General features: G+C 40.9%; 16 protein-coding genes. 10 read left to right on the top strand and 6 right to left on the bottom strand.

The features are described from left to right. The first annotated feature begins 196 nt into the window (after positions 1 to 196). A complete protein-coding gene (gene yaaA, locus AAEU28_RS06110; RefSeq protein WP_421963348.1) occupies positions 197 to 976 on the top strand; it encodes a peroxide stress protein YaaA in 780 nt (259 codons plus the stop codon). A 96-nt stretch (positions 977 to 1072) separates the two neighbouring features. After that, positions 1073 to 2239, top strand: coding sequence for an MFS transporter (locus AAEU28_RS06105; protein ID WP_421963347.1), 1167 nt, complete (start codon positions 1073 to 1075; stop codon positions 2237 to 2239). Between the two features lie 49 nt (positions 2240 to 2288). Here the strand turns inward: AAEU28_RS06105 and srmB are convergent, their stop codons facing one another. Further along, complete coding sequence (gene srmB, locus AAEU28_RS06100; RefSeq protein ID WP_058030869.1) at positions 2289 to 3521, bottom strand: ATP-dependent RNA helicase SrmB; 1233 nt, start codon at positions 3519 to 3521, stop codon at positions 2289 to 2291. A 68-nt stretch (positions 3522 to 3589) separates the two neighbouring features. On the opposite strand from srmB, the gene AAEU28_RS06095 reads away from it, so the two are divergent. After that, positions 3590 to 4300 (top strand): tRNA1(Val) (adenine(37)-N6)-methyltransferase, encoded by a 711-nt coding sequence (locus tag AAEU28_RS06095; RefSeq protein ID WP_421963346.1) that lies wholly within the window; start codon positions 3590 to 3592, stop codon positions 4298 to 4300. 123 nt (positions 4301 to 4423) lie between these two features. Continuing rightward, positions 4424 to 4987 (top strand): phosphoribosyltransferase, encoded by a 564-nt coding sequence (locus tag AAEU28_RS06090; protein ID WP_058030867.1) that lies wholly within the window; start codon positions 4424 to 4426, stop codon positions 4985 to 4987. Between the two features lie 67 nt (positions 4988 to 5054). Here AAEU28_RS06090 and AAEU28_RS06085 read toward each other — a convergent pair whose 3' ends face one another. Then, positions 5055 to 5666 (bottom strand): TIGR04211 family SH3 domain-containing protein, encoded by a 612-nt coding sequence (locus AAEU28_RS06085; RefSeq protein ID WP_421963345.1) that lies wholly within the window; start codon positions 5664 to 5666, stop codon positions 5055 to 5057. Between the two features lie 164 nt (positions 5667 to 5830). Between AAEU28_RS06085 and AAEU28_RS06080 the strand changes: the two genes are divergently transcribed. From AAEU28_RS06080 to AAEU28_RS06070, 3 genes are read left to right on the top strand one after another with little or no spacing between them, the layout of a single operon-like run. Next, complete coding sequence (locus AAEU28_RS06080) at positions 5831 to 7351, top strand: CYTH domain-containing protein (RefSeq protein ID WP_421963344.1); 1521 nt, start codon at positions 5831 to 5833, stop codon at positions 7349 to 7351. A gap of 2 nt (positions 7352 to 7353) precedes the next feature. Further along, positions 7354 to 8028 carry a hypothetical protein gene (locus AAEU28_RS06075; protein WP_421963343.1) on the top strand — a complete coding sequence of 225 codons (675 nt, stop codon included), beginning with the start codon at positions 7354 to 7356 and terminating at the stop codon, positions 8026 to 8028. 53 nt (positions 8029 to 8081) lie between these two features. Further along, a complete protein-coding gene (locus AAEU28_RS06070; protein WP_421963342.1) occupies positions 8082 to 8927 on the top strand; it encodes an HDOD domain-containing protein in 846 nt (281 codons plus the stop codon). Between the two features lie 73 nt (positions 8928 to 9000). Here the strand turns inward: AAEU28_RS06070 and metK are convergent, their stop codons facing one another. Beyond that, positions 9001 to 10188: a methionine adenosyltransferase gene (metK, locus tag AAEU28_RS06065; RefSeq protein WP_421963341.1), complete on the bottom strand. Its 1188-nt coding sequence runs from the start codon at positions 10186 to 10188 to the stop codon at positions 9001 to 9003. 263 nt (positions 10189 to 10451) lie between these two features. On the opposite strand from metK, the gene tkt reads away from it, so the two are divergent. Beyond that, positions 10452 to 12446, top strand: coding sequence for a transketolase (gene tkt, locus AAEU28_RS06060; RefSeq protein ID WP_421963340.1), 1995 nt, complete (start codon positions 10452 to 10454; stop codon positions 12444 to 12446). 226 nt (positions 12447 to 12672) lie between these two features. Then, entirely contained in the window at positions 12673 to 13122 is a 450-nt protein-coding gene (locus AAEU28_RS06055) for a GNAT family N-acetyltransferase (RefSeq protein WP_421963339.1), read from the top strand. Here the strand turns inward: AAEU28_RS06055 and AAEU28_RS06050 are convergent. Continuing rightward, positions 13119 to 13991, bottom strand: a complete 873-nt coding sequence (locus AAEU28_RS06050; protein ID WP_421963338.1) for an AraC family transcriptional regulator N-terminal domain-containing protein — start codon at positions 13989 to 13991, stop codon at positions 13119 to 13121. The two genes, AAEU28_RS06055 and AAEU28_RS06050, sit on opposite strands and share 4 nt — an antisense overlap. A 166-nt stretch (positions 13992 to 14157) precedes the next feature. Here AAEU28_RS06050 and AAEU28_RS06045 point away from each other — a divergent pair, with 166 nt between their 5' ends. After that, the gene (locus AAEU28_RS06045) at positions 14158 to 15312 is read left to right on the top strand and encodes an iron-containing alcohol dehydrogenase (protein ID WP_421963337.1); all 1155 of its coding nucleotides are present in this window, start codon (positions 14158 to 14160) and stop codon (positions 15310 to 15312) included. A 103-nt stretch (positions 15313 to 15415) separates the two neighbouring features. On the opposite strand, the gene rdgC is transcribed toward AAEU28_RS06045, so the two are convergent. Continuing rightward, positions 15416 to 16327, bottom strand: a complete 912-nt coding sequence (gene rdgC / locus AAEU28_RS06040) for a recombination-associated protein RdgC (RefSeq protein ID WP_421963336.1) — start codon at positions 16325 to 16327, stop codon at positions 15416 to 15418. Between the two features lie 115 nt (positions 16328 to 16442). Further along, positions 16443 to 18206: a sensor histidine kinase gene (locus tag AAEU28_RS06035; protein WP_421963335.1), complete on the bottom strand. Its 1764-nt coding sequence runs from the start codon at positions 18204 to 18206 to the stop codon at positions 16443 to 16445. Between the last annotated feature and the right edge of the window lie 152 nt (positions 18207 to 18358).

Here is an 18358-nt window from a genome sequence, read left to right as displayed (position 1 = left end):
TGTTGCAATAGCGTGAATGGCATGAATAGGTCAATTGTCCTTATTTGACACTCACAAGTTGAGAATTAAAAAATAATCAAAGGAAGAAGAAGAGCACATATCCCGCTTTACTTGCTACTTCACAATCTTCACTTGCAGTAACAAAGGGATAGTGTTGAAATTGACACTAATTAATTTTTAAGTCAATAGGTAAGCCATGATCACAGTGATCTCTCCAGCGAAAAACTTAGATTACGATACGCCAGCGCATATCAACACTTTCACGCAGCCTGAGTTACTAGAACACTCAGAAGAGTTAATGACCGTGTGTCGTGAATTATCACCGCAACAAATTGGCAGCTTGATGAAAATTAGTGACAAGCTTTCGGGCTTAAATGCTGCACGCTTTAGCGAGTGGGCACAGCCTTTTACACCTGATAATGCGAAACAGGCGGTGCTGGCATTCAACGGCGATGTGTACACTGGGTTAGACGCAGCATCATTAGATGAAAGTACGTTAAACTACGCGCAATCTCATTTACGCATTCTTTCAGGTTTATATGGCGTACTAAAGCCACTAGATCTGATGCAAGCTTACCGTTTAGAAATGGGCACTAAGCTTGAAAATACCCGAGGTAAGAATCTCTATGAGTTTTGGGGCACAGTGATCGCCGAAAAACTGAATGAAGCGTTAGCCGCAGAAGGTGCGACACAATTAGTGAACCTTGCTTCAAACGAGTATTTTAAAGCTGTTAATAAAAAAGCGCTTAAAGCAGACATCATCACCCCAGTCTTTAAAGACTGCAAAAATGGTCAATACAAGGTGATCAGCTTTTATGCGAAGAAGGCCCGCGGCATGATGGCACGGTACATTATGGAAAACCAAGTGACATCACTTGAAGCGTTAAAAGCATTTGATGTGGCGGGTTACTATTTCAGTGCAGAAGCCTCTCAAAAAGAAAATGAGCCAGTTTTCTTACGCGCTGAACAAAACTAGCGAGCAACTCATAATGTACTGAACAGTGCGAGTTTTAGGCTGCTTGCACTGTAATCCTTTTTTACAGACTCACCTTTTTCATAATGTAGAGTAATAATGAATAGAAACGTCCTTTTCTTGGCTATCTGTCAGGGCTTAATGACCACAGGTAATATCTTATTAGTGACGATTTCTGCGCTGGTGGGTCAAGCATTAAGCCCATCGAGTGCACTCACAACTTTACCGGTCGCAACACAAATGCTGGGGTTATTACTGACAACGGTTCCTGCCTCATTACTGATGGCGAAAATAGGCCGTAAAAAAGGCTTTAGTTTGGGAAACCTAATCGGTATCAGCGGTACAGTTTTAGGGTTTTATTCATTATTGAATAGTCAGTTTTGGCTATTTGCGTTAGCCACTTTCTTAATCGGGGTCGGTATTGGCTTCGCAACTCTATATCGTTTTGCTGCCATTGAAGCGAGTGATAACCCAGCCACTGCGATTTCAGCGGTGATGGCCAGCGGTGTGGTGGCGGCGGTGTTAGGCCCAAATTTAGCGGTGTGGGTGAATAATCATTACCCTGAAATTAATTATGCCAATGCTTTTGTTGCCTTGATGGGGCTTTATATTTTGGCTTTGTGTTTATTACAGCTTGTGAAGTTTAATGAACTCAGCCAAGCAAGTTCAGATAAACCACAACGGCCTTTATCTGAGATTATGACGCAGCCTAAGTTTTTGCTTGCCGTATTGATTGCGATGATCAGCTACACCACAATGAACTTGTTGATGACCGCCACACCTTTGGCGATGCATCGTCATGGTTATGATCTTGCTGAGTCAGCGCTTGTGATTGAATGGCATGTTTTGGGAATGTTTGTACCCTCATTTTTTACTGGTAAGCTGATTAATCGCTTTGGTCAAAGTAACATCATGCAAGCAGGTGTCGTCATTGTATTGCTATGTTGTTTGGTGAATTTAATGGGCCTGAGTCACTGGCACTTTTTAGTCGCCTTGTGTTTGTTAGGGGTTGGTTGGAACTTTATGTTTATTGCCGCTACTCAAATGGTCAGCGAGAGCTATTTGCCCCATGAGCGGGCTAAGTCACAAGCCAGTAATGAATTCCTCGTTTTTAGTATGGTGACGGTTTCTTCATTGGGCGCAGGCTGGCTTGAGGCTGAAATAGGCTGGCAGATATTAAATATGCTGACTATCCCTGTGATGCTTTTGGCCGCGGGTATTATCTGGCGATTAAAGCCTAGGTTAAAAGTAGCTTTAGAGACATAAAATGAAAAAGGGTCTGAAAGACCCTTTTAACTTCAACTAAGCTTGATAGTTACTTTTTCTTTTTAACTTTGGCTTTTGCCTTTTTCTTAGCTTTGATTTTAGCCGGATCTTTTTTCTTCTTAGGTAATTTCGCTGGTTTATTCTTCGGTTCTAACCCTTTAATAACACGAGACTTTAGTTGTTGTTCAGTGTAGCGCTGAACCTTGCCTAAAATCGCCATGTCATGGGCTTCAACTAAAGAGATTGCCGTGCCTTTTTTACCTGCGCGACCTGTACGGCCTATACGGTGTACATAAATGTCTGCTGTACGCGGCATATCGAAGTTGAATACATGGGTAATGTCTTGAACATCAATACCACGCGCGGCAACGTCAGTCGCAACTAGAATGCGTGTACGGCCCGCTTGGAAGTTGGCCATGGCTGTCATACGCTTGTCTTGCGGCATCTCACCACGTAGCCAAGTAGTTTTAATATCGTGAGAGTAAAGCTCGCCAACTAACTTTTCTAGTCGTTCACGGGTTTTAACGAAGACAATCGCTTTTTGTACTTCTTCTTCGTTCTTAAGTAACTCAACAAGTAGCTTTAGCTTGTGATTATAGTCATCAGCTAAGTGCACCCATTGATGAATTTTTCCTTTTTCTTTGCGTGATGGCTCAGCTTCAAGTAAGGCTGGATCATTAAGAATGCGATCTGCGAATAACTCAACGCTGTCGCCTTCAAGGGTGGCAGAGAACAAGAAACACTGACGACGATTTTTAGCTTCATCACAAATACGTAGCATTTCTTTTTTGAAACCCATGTCTAGCATGCGGTCGGCTTCATCTAGAATAAGTAGCTCTACGTTTTCTGCGTGGAAGTTTTCAGTTTCAAGATATTCCATCAAACGACCCGGCGTCGCGATTAAAATATCGTTGTTCTTTTCGAAAATTTCTTTGTGACTGCCGTAGTTAATACCACCGGTTACCACACCTATTTTAAGGTGGGTATTTGCCGCGAGTAACTGACATTGTTCATGTACTTGGTACGCAAGCTCACGGGTAGGCGTCATAATTAATACACGCGCAAAGCCTGGATCGCGACGTGGGAAGTCTAACAAGTATTGGATTGCAGGAATTAAAAACGCAGCTGTTTTACCCGTGCCTGTCGGTGCTGAGGCAAGAATATCTCGACCCATCAGACCTTCAGGAATAGAAAGTTGTTGAATGCTGGTGGCGGTTTTGAATCCCATTTTATCAATAGCTGAGAGGACTTTACCGTCTAGATCAAATTCAGAAAATTGCATAGTGCATCATAAATAAAGGACAATGTGCTCAATTATACGCGTGATAGTGAATTTGGAAAAGCGAGATTATGGCAGGCTTTGCGTTTAAGCAGTTTTGTATTGAGCAAGAGAACACCGCAATGAAGGTCTCAACCGATGGAATTTTGCTTGGTGCTTGGGTGAATTTGTCAGGAGTAAGCAGTCTTTTAGATATTGGTGCAGGCACGGGGCTGTTGTCTTTGATGTGCAAGCAACGTGCTGAATGTTTAGCTGTGACAGCCGTTGAAATTGAATCTGGCGCGTTTCAAGATGCAAGTTTGAATATTCAAAACAGCCCATGGCAGGGCGAAATAATTTTACACCAATCTGCCATTCAAGATTTTCAAACTGAAACTAAATTCGATTTAGTGATCAGTAATCCACCCTATTTTAACGACAGTTTAAAAGGCCCTTCTGCATCTCGAAATTTAGCGCGCCATACAGATTCATTGAGCTTCAGTGCGTTACTGAATGAGTTTAAGCGGTTATCTCATTCTAAAAGTCGCTTAGCAGTGGTGCTACCTTACAAAGAAGGATTAGAGTTTATTGCGCTAGCGCAACAACAAGATTTGCATCTTGTGCGTAAATGCGAGGTGAAAACGACAGAGCGCAAAACGATAAGCCGTTTATTGCTGGAGTTTGCGTATGCTACAAATAGTGGTCTGATTGAGCCAGAGAATAGTTTGTTATGTATTCATGAAAATGGGCAATACAGCGAAGACTTTACTGCACTTTGTCGTGACTTTTACTTAAAAATGTAAAGGTGTTCCTTAATTGGGTAGTTTGCGCATTTTTGATTTAGATGCGCTAGAATACAAGGTTATATCCGGTTGTTTATATGTGCTGGATACCTTTTCTTTTTATAAATATTTCACGGGGTTTGTATGTCAGATAAGTGCTATATCACAGCACAGCAGTTGCTTGAGGATTCTTTTCGTTTAGCCGCGCAAGTTTATGATGATGGTTTCCGTCCTGACTTCATCATTGGTATTTGGCGAGGTGGAGCACCTATCGGTATCGCTGTTCAAGAGTATTATGATTACAAAGGCATAGAGACAGATCACATTGCTGTACGTACATCTTCTTACTATGGTATCGGCAAACAATCAAAAGAAATCAAAGTACACGGTCTTCATTACATCATCGAAAACGCCAATGCAGATGACTCACTATTAATTGTGGACGATGTATTTGATTCAGGTCGTAGTATTTTCGCATTAAAAGAAAAGCTTTCTGAGCTAATGCGATTAAACTTGCCTAAAGACATTCGTACTGCGTGCCCTTACTACAAGCCAAAGAATACCAAAGTACCAATGAAGCCTGATTATTTCATTCATGAATCAGATGAGTGGTTAGTTTTCCCGCATGAGTTGTCAGGTTTAACGCCAGATGAAATTGCAGAAGGTAAATCAGATTTAAGTAATATCAGCGAGTTATTTACTAAATAATCTTGCAGAGGAAAATAAAAAACCGCATTGAGAAATGCGGTTTTTTTTTGAAAATTATTAAGTTGTACTAAGCCCAACCGTCGTAACGCTTTCTGCGCGATAAAAATAGCGTAAGTACAACACCTATTAATAAACCACCCACACCAACACCACCGCCGTAGGTAAGCATTAAATGTTGCTCTGCTTGTTCAAAAGAGAGCGTTTTTTGTTTTTCATCCGTTATTGATTTTTCTAAGCGCTGAATTGTCTGCTGTAAATTTTCATTTTCAGCTTGTAAATCTTGATTAAGTTGTTGCAAGCGAGGTAAGTCTGTTTGTGCATCATTGAGTGCTTGCTGTGTTTGTTGTAATTGCTGACCTAGTTCATCTAGTTGGTGCGCAAGTCCTGGTTGGCTTGAGACAAACTGGGTTTCAACCCACACTTCACGACCTTTATCATCGGTGATTTGCTGAAAACCATTTTCATTACCCGCCATAATGGCCACTTGGCTACCAGCATCTACAGAGCCAACAATACGATAGTTTTTTCCTGGTCCAGAATGTACATAAACGAATAAGCTATCTGAGATATAGGCCGTATTTTCGCTGCTGTTACTATTTTCTGTTGTTTGAATATCTTCAGCGAGAGAATAGTGTGAGAAAAGTGCGAAAATTGTTGGCACTAATATACGTTTTAACATCCGTGACCCTTATAGAGAGTTGTTTCTTGAGATAGTATGAATTTCAAGGAGTAATATCAAGTGAAGCGCTAAACTTCCTTGAACTTGCTGCAAAAAGATTGCAAATAACCGCTGCTTTGTATATTTTTACCGTTCTACAATTATATAGGTAATCACTTGCCCTAATGGACACTGAAATAGAACTGAAGTTTTTACTTTCAGACAATGAGGTTCCTCTAATTCCAGGACTCATCATGCAGTTTGCAAAAACTGTGAAAAATAAACCCGCCAAGAATCTAAAAAACGCCTACTTTGATACTCCGAATCGTGAGTTAAGAGCATTAGATATCGGTCTAAGAACACGTTGTTGTGATGAGCAATGTGAGCAAACCATTAAATTGGCAGGGCAAGTCGTTGGTGGTCTTCATCAGCGTCCTGAATACAATTTACCTATTGATACGCCGCGTCCAAATATTTTGGCATTTAAGCAAGATATTTGGCCACATGGCATGCAGATCACAGCTATTAGTGACAATCTATTTCCAATTTTCAGTACTAATTTTATTCGCCGAACTTGGTTGATTGAAACTGAGCAAGGCTCAAAAATTGAAGTGGTGCTTGATAAAGGTGAAATTGTCGCACAAGGTCAGGTGGAAGCCATTTCTGAATTAGAGATTGAGCTCGTTGAAGGTCAGCGTAGCGATCTATTTTTACTTGCTGAGCACCTAATTAGCTTAGGAGGTTTGCGTTTAGGCTTATATTCAAAAGCAGCAAGAGGTTATCGCCTTGCTGATGATAAGCCATTAAAACCAAATAAATATATTGGTGTTGTGAAGTTAAATCGTCACGCAACTCAAGAGCATGCACTTGTACAGTGTGTGAACTATGGTATCGAGTTCGTGCAAAAGCATGAGCAGTGCTATTTTAATAAACCAAGTTTAAAGACGCTTAAACGTGTTATTGATGGGATTAACCTGATTAAACATGCGTTTAAGTTATTCGAGCCTATTGTTGAAGGCAATGCGACTGAGCGCTTACTTAGTGAAATGAATTGGTTATTAAGTGAGTTAGATTGGGTTGAAGATGCGATCCATTTGAAAACATACACGTCAAAGCGTCATGCTTATTATAAGAAAATTAATAATGCTGTTGAATTAGCAACACTTATTGATGCTTTAAAAGCAGAGCAGCCTAGCATCACTGATATAGAAGACTTATTCCACAGTCCACGCTATAACAAACTATTATTAACGTTAACGCGTTGGTTGGTTGACAAAGGCTGGCGTCAAGAATGGAGTCAGCATGCGGTATCAGCGGCTGAGTTACCTATCAAAGAGGTGGCGACTGCAGCTTTTGAGAAAGACTGGCAAAAGTTACAATCTGATTTACCTGAGGGCAAAGATTTATGTACGCAAGATTACCTTGCGCTTCGTTCTTTGCTAGATTGCGCTTTGCTGAGTGGTAATTGCCTAGGCTCTTTATACGACAAAGACACAAGACAATCATTCCGAACGCCTTGGATCGATATTGCTTATGGGATCTATGAGTTAGAAACGCTGGCTTATTTAAAAACCCTATGTGAGCAGCAAAACCTGCCGGAGCTTGAAGAAATAGAGTTATGGCTTTCTAAAAAAGCAGACTTTCTAGTTCAGGCGATGGAGCAAAGCCGCAGAGCCTCGCTCAATAGCATGCCATATTGGCGTTAATCATGAAAAAGCTCTGTAAATATCTTTTATGGAGCTTGCTCGTATTACCTTTCTCACAAGTCTATGCCAATTGGCAAAGTTGGTATAGTAAAGACAATCTATTTATTAGTTATCAAAAACAGGCATCAGGCTTAATTTCAATTAAAGCGCAAGCCAATTTTGATAACGTAAATCGTCAAGCCTTCTTAAACCTTTTAAATGATACACAAAGTGCACCTGAGTGGCTCAGTAACGTCAGAAGTGTCAAATCCCTGCCTTGGCACATTAAAGGTGAAAATATCGTTGTTACTGTTCTAAATGCGCCTTGGCCTGTAAAAGATAGAGTGATGCTCACTCATTCATGTCATCGGCTTGTTTCGGAGGCCACATCTAGGTTATTAATCAAATCTATCGATGAATCAAAAAGAGCTGAATTTTTGTCACTTGAGCAATTTAAGAAATATATCTTTGTTGCTCCCATAGAGGGCAGTTGGTTACTTGAAGAAACTTCAAACACCTTGCTCATAACTCATCAAATTTATGCCGATCCTCAAGGTAAAATCCCCACTTGGTTGAGCAATAAAACCGCACTTAAAGGGGTAAAGAAGACCTTTCAAAATATGGCTCAGCAAATTTATAAAAAAGAGTATCAGGCTGACAATAACTTTATCACTTCTTCTTGTTCGACTTTTGAGTAATCACTTTTCCTCTACTACACTCAGCTAACCAAAAGTGAAAAAGTATCCGGCCTATGATCGACATTGATGACAAGGTGTTGGCAGATCTGAAATCTGGTTTTAGTTTGCCTTCAAAGCCTGAAGTACTACAAAACTTACAAAATGAATTGAACAGTGATGAGCCTGAGCTTGGAAATATTGCAGAAATCATCAGTGAAGATGTGGGCACCGCGGCTGCGGTTTTAAAAGTCATTAACTCTCCTGCATATGGTATGTCTCGAACCATTACAGATATTCGCCAGGCCGTGATGTTTTTAGGTGTAAATTGCATCACACAATTAGTGACAGGTCACTTGCTTAAAAATGCTTTTAAACAAGAAGACTGTTGTATTTCGTTACAGCGGTTTTGGGACAATGCCACCGATATGTCGCAATTAGCAATGGCGATAGGTAAACAAATTAAAACCACTGTTCCATTAGAAAACCTTCAATTATTGGGTTTATTCCATGACTCAGGGATACCCGCAATGGCTATGCGCTTTGATAACTATAATGACTTGATGACTCGAGCCTATCAGAGAGGTGAGCAAAGTCTGCTTTATTATGAAGAGCAGATATATCCCGTAAATCATACCATTGTCGGTTATTACTTGGCGTCTTCTTGGCATTTACCTAAGCCTATTTGTCAGATGATTTTACGCCATCATGATGAAACCTATTTAAAAGAAGAGGCTGATCAAACACTAAAAGCGACTTTTGCAACCATGAAACTGGCAGAGAATTTAGCCTTTGAAGCAAAACATTTTAGACCCTGTGGTGATTGGTATGCATTTAAAGATTTGGTGATGGTTGCACTTGAGCTAAGTGATGATGATTATGTTGATTTAAAAGAAGACGTAGAAGAGTATTTTATACATTGACCCCATTCATTAACTAGAGGTATTAAAAAAGGCGCTCCTTTTCAGGTAAGCGCCTTTTTAACAGATGGCTTAATTATAGGCCAGCAGCAGCTCTTAGTGCGTCTGCTTTGTCTGTTTTTTCCCAGCTAAATGCTGTGAAAGTGTCATCACCAACCGTCATTTCAAACGGCTCACGACCGAAGTGACCGTACGCAGCAGTCATTTGGTACATTGGGTGAAGTAGGTCTAGCATCTTAGTAATGCCGTAAGGGCGTAGGTCGAAGTGTTCACGAACTAGCTCAACTAGCTGCTCTTCTGATACTTTACCAGTGCCGAATGTATCAATTGTGATTGATGTCGGCTCAGCTACACCGATAGCGTAAGAAACTTGGATTTCACACTTATCAGCAAGGCCTGCCGCAACAATGTTCTTAGCAACATAACGACCAGCGTATGCTGCACTGCGGTCAACCTTTGATGGATCTTTGCCAGAGAAAGCACCACCACCGTGACGTGCCATACCACCGTATGTGTCAACAATGATTTTACGGCCTGTTAGACCACAGTCACCTACTGGGCCACCGATCACGAAACGACCAGTTGGGTTGATGAAGTATTTAGTATCTTCAGTTAATAACTCTGCAGGTAGCGTGTGCTTGATGATGTTTTCCATAACAGCATCTACTAGTGCATCTTGTTCGATGTCTGGGTTGTGTTGAGTTGAAAGTACAACAGCATCGATAGCAACAGGCTTGCCGTCTTCATATACGAAAGTTACCTGAGACTTAGCATCTGGACGTAACCAAGGTAGGATACCTGATTTACGTGCTTCAGCTTGACGCTCTACTAACAAGTGTGAGTAGTAAAGAGGCGCAGGCATAAGCGTTGGTGTTTCGTTAGTTGCATAACCAAACATTAGACCTTGGTCACCCGCACCTTGCTCTTCAGGCTTAGAGCGGTCTACACCTTGTGCAATTTCAGGTGATTGTTGACCGATAAGGTTCATGATGCCACATGTGTCGCCGTCAAAACCTACATCAGAAGACGTGTAACCGATATCTGTGATTACTTTACGCGTGATTGACTCTAGGTCTACCCAAGCATCTGTTGAAATTTCACCAGAGATGATCGCAACGCCTGTTTTAACCATAGTTTCACAAGCAACACGTGCGTGTTTATCTTGCGTAATGATTGCATCTAGTACCGCGTCAGAGATCTGATCAGCGATTTTATCCGGATGACCTTCAGAAACAGACTCAGAAGTAAATAAGTGTTTTGCCATTGTATCTATGCTCACAAATATTGCGCTTCACGAACATCGGGGATAGCGCGAAAAAATAAGGGGCGTATTCTATCTAAAACAAATTAACTTGCCTAGTTTTTTTACGCCTAGACGTCTGAATTAGATTTTTTCAATTGCAGATCCTGAAATATGCAGGTTTAGCCCTCGTTTTCTCAGGTATTTACGTTGCAGTAAGTACCATAAATGAGTCAGAATGAAGGCACTGACATTTCAGCGCAACACAATTAAAGGTAGGAGAATTCATGCCGTCACGCAAAGAACTTGCAAATGCCATTCGCGTTCTGTCTATGGACGCAGTACAAAAAGCTAAGTCTGGTCACCCGGGAGCACCTATGGGTATGGCTGATATCGCAGAAGTGCTATGGCGCGATTATTTAAAGCACAACCCAAGCAACCCAGAGTGGGCTGACAGAGACCGCTTTATTCTGTCAAACGGCCACGGCTCTATGCTTATTTATTCTTTGTTGCACCTGAGCGGTTATGATCTTTCTATCGATGATCTGAAAAACTTCCGTCAAATGCATTCTAAAACACCGGGTCACCCAGAGTACGGCTATGCACCAGGTGTAGAAACAACAACTGGCCCACTTGGTCAGGGTATTACTAATGCGGTAGGTATGGCGATTGCTGAAAAAGCACTTGCAGCGCAATTCAACCGTGACGAATTTGATATTGTAAACCACTACACTTACACCTTCTTAGGCGATGGCTGTTTAATGGAAGGTATTTCACATGAAGCTTGTTCACTAGCTGGTACGCTAGGTCTTGGTAAGCTTATCGCATTCTGGGATGACAATGGCATCTCAATCGATGGTGAAGTCGAAGGCTGGTTCAGCGATGATACACCTAAGCGTTTTGAATCTTACGGCTGGCATGTAATCGCTGACGTAGACGGTCACGATAGCGATGCAATTAAAGCGGCAATTGAAGCGGCACGTGCAGAAACTGACAAGCCAACTCTTATTTGTTGTAAGACAGTCATAGGTTACGGTTCACCAAACAAATCAGGTAGCCATGATTGTCACGGCGCACCATTAGGTGATGAAGAAATTAAAGCAGCACGTGAATTCCTTGGTTGGGATCACGATGCATTTGAAATCCCTGAAGACATCTACGCGAAGTGGGATGCTTCTTCTCGTGGTCAACAAGCACAAAGCCACTGGTTAGTGAAATTCACAGAGTACCAAATGGCGTATCCTGAGCTTGCAGCTGAGTTTGAGCGTCGTATGAAAGGCGAATTACCTGCAAACTGGCAAGCTGAAACTGAAAAGTACATTGCAGAGCTTCAAGCAAACCCGGCTAACCCTGCGACACGTAAAGCATCACAAAATGCACTGAATGCATTTGGTCCAATTCTTCCTGAATTTATGGGTGGCTCGGCTGACCTTGCTGGTTCTAACCTGACTCTATGGGAAGGCTCAAAAGGCTTAACGGCAGATGATGCTTCAGGTAACTACATCTTCTACGGTGTACGTGAATTTGGTATGTCTGCAATCATGAACGGTATTGCACTACACAAAGGCTTCGTACCTTACGGTGCAACTTTCTTAATGTTCATGGAATACGCGCGTAACGCGGTACGTATGGCAGCATTAATGAAGCAGCCAAGCATCTTTGTTTATACTCACGATTCAATCGGTCTGGGTGAAGATGGTCCTACGCACCAGCCGGTTGAGCAAATTGCCAGCATGCGTTTAACACCTAACCTAGTAAACTGGCGTCCATGTGACCAAGTTGAGTCAGCTGTTGCTTGGCAGCAAGCGATTGAGCGTAAAGATGGCCCAACATCACTTATTTTTACTCGCCAAGGCTTAGAGCAACAAGCTCGTGACGAAGCACAAGTTGCTGCGATTAAGCAAGGTGGTTATGTACTTAGCTGTGACGGTAACCCTGAGCTTATCTTGATTGCTACGGGCTCAGAAGTTCAGTTAGCAGTAGATGCAGCGAAAGAATTACGCTTACAAGGCAAGAAAGTACGTGTTGTGTCTATGCCTTCTACTGATGTATTTGATGCACAGTCAGCTGAATATAAAGAAAGCGTTTTACCAGCTGCAGTAACACGTCGTGTTGCCGTTGAAGCGGGTATTGCCGACTATTGGTTCAAGTATGTCGGCTTAAACGGTGCTGTGGTTGGTATGTCAACATTTGGTGAGTCAGCACCAGCAGGTGAGCTATTTGAGCACTTCGGCTTCACAGTTGATAATGTGGTAGCACAAGCTAACCGTTTATTTGCTTAATCCATAAGTAAATTAAATGATTTTAAACCCGCACTTGTTGCGGGTTTTTTTATACCAACCCTCTTAATAGAGAGAGCTATTTTGAGGCAAGGGAAACTAGTCGATAGCGAGGCTAAAATTTTGCAATTTAGTTGTTCTAAATAAGAAATTTTTAACGAAGCTAGCGTCAGTTTTAGTCCTTCAAAATGATTTGAGTATTATTGGGGATTGGTATTTAGGAAAAATGATGTCACAGCTGAACATAAAACTTTTTGCTACTCATGAAGCGCATTTAGATGATTTGGTAGCGTGGGAGCAGCAGTCTGACGTGGGTGAATATATCTTAGCCAATTCTAAAGAGCAGCACTTGGTCAGTATGCAAGATCCTACAATTCAATACCTGTCAGTTTTTCAGAATGAACAGTTGATGGGCTTTATTATCCTTGCTTTGGAGCCCAATAACACGATTGAGTTTAGGCGCATAGTGATAGGTCATCGCGGTGCTGGAATAGGGCAGTTGGCTATTCGAGCGATGGAGCAATATTGCCTTGATCACTTCGTTTGTCAGCGTATTTGGTTAGATGTGTTTGACTTCAATGAGCGAGGGCAACACATCTACCGTAAACTTGGCTATCAAGAATTTAAACGTTGTCAGCATGGGGTGCATCAGTTGCTATTCTTCGAAAAGTATTTTTAATTTGCTTTGGCATAATCACTCGGTGAAATGCCAAAGTAGCGAGTAAATTCGCGACTAAACTGGGTGGCGCTTTCATAACCTACTTGCGCAGCGGCTTGTTTTACTTTGATCCCTTGATCTTGTAACAAGTCTTTGGCTTTAGATAAACGAAGCTTCTTTACGTATTGAATGGGAGAGGATGCGGTTATCTGTTTAAAATTACGGTGAAACGTCGAGGCGCTCATATTTGCCATACTCGCGAGTTGTTCAACATCTAGCTTGTCATCATAGTGATTATGCAGGTGTTTAAGTGTGCGCTCCATTTTAGACATATGCGTATTATGTGAGACGAGATCAAATAAAGGCGACGCTTGTGGGCCTTGTAATACGTGATAAAAGACTTCCCGAACCAAGCCTTTCCCAATTATGTCAGATTGTAACTTTGAGCCTAAACAATCAACTAATCGAGTGAGTGTGCAAGATAAAGCATCTGTATTTTCACTGACGAATAGGCCTTTTGCATTGCTCATTTTATCGCTGCTATTTAGCTTACCATGTTCATCGAATACCCTTACTAACTCCCCAAGTACAGGCATGTCAAAGTCGATGATTAATGACAATAAAGGATTGTTGTTTGTAAGCTGTGTTTCACATTCTGCAGGCAAAGGCACAGTGAGTACCAAATAATTGTCGGGGTTATAGGTATAAATTTGCTCATCGAAAAAGACTCTTTTTTGCCCTTGAAGAACGAAAATAATACCTTGGCTGTAACACAGTGGGGTTCTTTGTGCGCTTTCACTGCTTTTATAGATACCAACGCCGTTAATAAATGTCTGGTTGTAACCTTCAGAGGGCGCTAATAGTTCAAGTTGTTTAATGAGTGATTGCATCGTTCGTCACCAAATTATGTCATGAAGTAAGTATATCAAGGGTAAAAGCGTTTTTGAGTTGTTTTCTTATGAGTGAGAGTTTTAGGCATGAAATTGATGGTTTAAGTCATTTTAATAAAGCTATGAGTTGCTATTCTGTACTTAACAAAACACATAGGGGCACATTATGCAAAACTTTGATTTTTATAATCCGACTCGAATCGTATTTGGTCAAGATAGACTGGGTGAACTAGATAAACTTATCCCAGCATCGGCAAAAGTACTGGTTTTATATGGTGGTGGTAGCGTTAAGCGCTTTGGCACCCTAGAAAAAGTGGTTAGCAATTTAGGTGATCGCGAAGTAATTGAGTTTGGTGGTATTGAGCCAAATCCACAATTTGAAACCTTAATGAAAGCGGTAAAAGTGGTGAAAGAGAACAACATCGACTTTTTACTGGCTGTTGGTGGTGGCTCAGTGATGGATGGTACAAAATTTATCGCCTTAGCAGCGAATGCTGATAAAGATCATCATACTTTATTGTTCCACGGCTTTAACCCTGTGCCAGTTGAAAAAGCAGTGCCACTTGGTTGTATTGCGACGTTGCCTGCGACGGGCTCTGAAATGAATGCATTTTCAGTGGTGACCTACAATGAGCAAAAATACCCAATTACATCGCCACTAGTGTATCCACAGTTTTCAGTGCTAGATCCAGACTTTACTTTCTCTTTACCAAAAGAGCAGGTGGCGAATGGTGTAGCAGATGCATTTGTGCATGTAGTTGAGCAGTACCTAACTCAGCCTGTCGGTGCAAAAGTGCAAGATAGATTCTCTGAGGGGATTCTAAAAACCTTAATTGAAGATGGCCCGGTAACTTACCAAAGTGATGATTTAGCGGCGCGTAAGAACTTTATGTGGTCAGCTACATCTGCTCTGAATGGCATTATCGGTGTTGGGGTACCACAAGATTGGTCAACTCACATGATTGGTCATGAGCTGACAGCGATGTTCGGTATTGCTCACGGTCGTACACTTGCGATTGTTCTTCCTAGCTTATTAAGAGCACGTAAAGCGCAAAAGCATGACAAGCTAGTACAATTTGCTGAGCGTGTATGGGACATCACAGACGGCACTGAAGATGAGAAAATTAATCAGGCGATAGATAAGACAGAAGCGTTCTTCAACTCGTTAGACATTGTGACTGCACTGTCTCACTATGGTATTGATAATGACGGTATTGATACGGTAGTAGCTAATATGGAAAAAATGGGATTAACTCAATTAAGTGAAACCGGTGATCTAACCTTAGATATCGTTAAAGAGATATTGTTAGCAGCGAAGTAAACTTATCTAATTTAACCTGAGCTTTGGTTAATTTATCTTATAAAAAAAGGAGCCGTTTGGCTCCTTTCTCGTTTAAGTATTCACTCTGTACTTTGAATAAAAGTTAAGCTAAATCTTCTTTATCGCCTAACCCTGCAGTGAGTTCTTCAAGTAGTTCTTTAATTTCTTCTGTGATTAAGATGAAGTCGGCATCTAACTTAATTGCCATATCTTCTTTTGGAATATCGGCATTTTGCTCTTTTAGCGCATCGGCATAGCTTAAGCGTTTTAGTGTACCGTCATTTTGCAAAATAAACTTCACACGTTCACGCCAATCAAGCGCAAGTTTAGTAACACGCTTACCATTTTCTAAGTGAGTTTTAATTTCATCGCTGGCTAAATCATGTTGCTTTAATTTAACTTGTGCACCGTTATCGTCAGGCTCTTGAAGTTCTGCATCTGAGCCAATCGCGAAACCATCAGGAGCATTAAAGTGAGTTAACCAGTCAGTTAAAAACACATCTAAATCATAGTTAGCAAATGCAGGTACCACAGGCAGTGTGCCTAATGACTTTCTTAGTAATGCGAGTAACTCTTCAGCTTTATTAAAGCTTGCACTGTTTACAATAACCCAGCCACTTACTTGATCAATAAAAGCAAATTGTAGGCTCGATTTTTTAAACGCTTGAGGAAGCAATGTACTTAAGATGTTCTCTTTAAGCTCATCTTTTTCTTTTTTCTTAACCGGGCGGTTTTCTTCACGTTCAATTAATTCAATTTTTTCAGCCAACATGTCATTGATAACTGAAGCTGGAAGCACCTTCTCTTCACGTTTTGCACACACTAAAATACTTTTTTCAGAGAAGTGCGATAAAGTTTGCCCGTGTTTACCAAATGCTTTTGTCCAGCCAAAGGTATTCATTTCTTGACTACCACAAGGGCGGAATACGTCTTGCTCTAAGGCCTTTTCAAAGTCTTCTTGATTATATGAAACGTCTTGTTTGAATCTGTAACAGATCAGGTTGCTGAACCACATATTGTTATTATCCACTGATTTTAATGTTGGTTATGATAGCAATATTTATTTTGCTTGGGGGATAAAATTAAGCCCCGAATAATCAGGGCTTAACTCAGTTAATTAAAGCTGTACTTTAATCGAACATATTGGTCGGTTGCTGCAGTGTTTTCGGGAATCGGATCATATAGCTCAACCCTTTGCCTTCTTCACTACTTACTTCAATTTCACCGTTTAAGGTTTGTTTCACCAAGTTTAAGGTGATGTGTGTGCCTAAGCCACTGCCACCTTGATCACGTTTAGTGGTAAAGAAAGGGTCGAATAGCTTTTCAAGTTGAGTTTGACTGACACCACGACCATTGTCCTTGTAATGAATAACCACATCGTCGTTATCATTTTTAATTTCAATATTAATCTCACCCTGATCAATACCTTCAAAACCATGAATAAGAGAGTTCATAATCAAATTGGTAAAAATCTGGCTAATTGCACCAGCAGGTAAATTCAATTGTAGATCTTCAGGACACTCAACATTAATCGCATGTTTGGTTTTCTTTAATTTAGGGTGTAACGAGCGAATAACCTCAGCAAGATACTGCTTCAAATTGATATTACGCACAGCCTCACTTGCTTGATCTACTGCAATCTGCTTGAAGCTCGCGACTAGTTCAGAGGCTCTATCTAAATTGGTAGTCAGTAAGCTGGTGCTTTGCTTAGCGTCGTTAATAAACTCTTCAAGTGCTTTTGGAGAAAGCGTTTTGTCTTTATAGGCCGCTTCAATTTGTTCTAAACGCTCTTGTAAAAATGAGGTTGCTGTAACACCAATACCAACAGGTGTGTTGATATCGTGCGTTATACCCGCAACTAAACCACCAAGAGCTGCCATTTTTTCAGAGCCAACAAGACGTTCTTGGGCCATGTTTAATTCATCTAAGTAACGCTCAAGTTCTTTTTGTTTGGTTAGCAACTCTTGCTCAGTTTGACGACGTAAGTCGATTTCTTCTGTGAGCGTGAGCTTTTGTTTTTCAAGCTCGTATTTTTGCTGCTGCAAATCCATCATGGCTTGGCTGAGGTTTGATGTTTTACGCGCAACTTCTTGCTCTAGCTGTAAATTATGTTGATCTAACTTTTCGTTACTGATTAATAATTCTTTTTGCGTGTCATCGAGTTGATTTCGATAGTCACTGACTTTGTCAATCAGTTTATTGAATGCTTCCTCCATGACTTTTAACTCATTGCGTTCCGTTGTACCAATGTCAATGCGTTGGCCGTCAATGTCGTCGTTTAATTCAAATGCTTCTATCTGTTCGGTTAAGTCAGTAAGTGGCTCGGTCAGTAATTTTCTAAACGCAATTAAGAATAAGATGATTAAGAAAGTAGTTTTAACGACTGCATTTCCAAGCAAGAAATAAATCGATAACATAATGCGGCTGAGCACAACTTCTCGGCTTGAAAAAAGTGTGACATCACCAACTTGTGTCGCTCGACCAGAAAACTCAAAAATTAAGGGAAAAGTATAACCAAACAGTCCTGAGGGCGTATCTTCAATGATGGCTTCTTCTTGAACGAGTTGTTGGCTGTATAACTCATGAATATCTAGAGAGCGGCCCAGTTGAGAGATAATCTCACCACTGTCGTCACGTACGATAATGCCTTCAATCATAGGGATTGCTAGCAGGCCCTCTGCGGTGGTAACAGTTTGCTTGGTGTTTAATTCCCAAATAGCACGCGTTAAACTACGGCTAAAGGTCTTTTGCAACATGGTTAGCTCATTCTGAATATAGTTTTTAGTATTTATATACTCAGTAATAACCTGACCACATGTGACAAGGAAAGTTAACAAAAAGTAAACCGATAGCACATTCGTAAGTAGCTTTTTTGATAGGCTTTTTTGCAGCATGAATGAAGCTAGGCTCCCTGATTTTGTTTAAAGCGATACGTCTGTAGTTAAACTTAGCTAATAAAGGCGTAAAAATAAATATTTATCTGGCATTATTGTTTACAATGCCTTTGTTTGGTTAGATATTATATCGAACTTATTTAGTGCTTTAA

The sequence above is a fragment of the Pseudoalteromonas sp. SS15 genome, from assembly GCF_049257195.1.
Taxonomy (GTDB): domain Bacteria; phylum Pseudomonadota; class Gammaproteobacteria; order Enterobacterales; family Alteromonadaceae; genus Pseudoalteromonas.
This window is presented reverse-complemented; position numbering and strand designations above follow the sequence as displayed.

Excerpts from the sequence above, each read along its gene's own strand:
- yaaA (WP_421963348.1), top strand. The coding sequence starts at position 197 with ATGATCACAGTGATCTCTCCAGCGAAAAACTTAGATTACGATACGCCA.
- AAEU28_RS06105 (WP_421963347.1), top strand. The coding sequence starts at position 1,073 with ATGAATAGAAACGTCCTTTTCTTGGCTATCTGTCAGGGCTTAATGACC.
- srmB (WP_058030869.1), bottom strand. The coding sequence starts at position 3,521 with ATGCAATTTTCTGAATTTGATCTAGACGGTAAAGTCCTCTCAGCTATT.
- AAEU28_RS06095 (WP_421963346.1), top strand. The coding sequence starts at position 3,590 with ATGGCAGGCTTTGCGTTTAAGCAGTTTTGTATTGAGCAAGAGAACACC.
- AAEU28_RS06090 (WP_058030867.1), top strand. The coding sequence starts at position 4,424 with ATGTCAGATAAGTGCTATATCACAGCACAGCAGTTGCTTGAGGATTCT.
- AAEU28_RS06085 (WP_421963345.1), bottom strand. The coding sequence starts at position 5,666 with ATGTTAAAACGTATATTAGTGCCAACAATTTTCGCACTTTTCTCACAC.
- AAEU28_RS06080 (WP_421963344.1), top strand. The coding sequence starts at position 5,831 with ATGGACACTGAAATAGAACTGAAGTTTTTACTTTCAGACAATGAGGTT.
- AAEU28_RS06075 (WP_421963343.1), top strand. The coding sequence starts at position 7,354 with ATGAAAAAGCTCTGTAAATATCTTTTATGGAGCTTGCTCGTATTACCT.
- AAEU28_RS06070 (WP_421963342.1), top strand. The coding sequence starts at position 8,082 with ATGATCGACATTGATGACAAGGTGTTGGCAGATCTGAAATCTGGTTTT.
- metK (WP_421963341.1), bottom strand. The coding sequence starts at position 10,188 with ATGGCAAAACACTTATTTACTTCTGAGTCTGTTTCTGAAGGTCATCCG.
- tkt (WP_421963340.1), top strand. The coding sequence starts at position 10,452 with ATGCCGTCACGCAAAGAACTTGCAAATGCCATTCGCGTTCTGTCTATG.
- AAEU28_RS06055 (WP_421963339.1), top strand. The coding sequence starts at position 12,673 with ATGTCACAGCTGAACATAAAACTTTTTGCTACTCATGAAGCGCATTTA.
- AAEU28_RS06050 (WP_421963338.1), bottom strand. The coding sequence starts at position 13,991 with ATGCAATCACTCATTAAACAACTTGAACTATTAGCGCCCTCTGAAGGT.
- AAEU28_RS06045 (WP_421963337.1), top strand. The coding sequence starts at position 14,158 with ATGCAAAACTTTGATTTTTATAATCCGACTCGAATCGTATTTGGTCAA.
- rdgC (WP_421963336.1), bottom strand. The coding sequence starts at position 16,327 with ATGTGGTTCAGCAACCTGATCTGTTACAGATTCAAACAAGACGTTTCA.
- AAEU28_RS06035 (WP_421963335.1), bottom strand. The coding sequence starts at position 18,206 with ATGCTGCAAAAAAGCCTATCAAAAAAGCTACTTACGAATGTGCTATCG.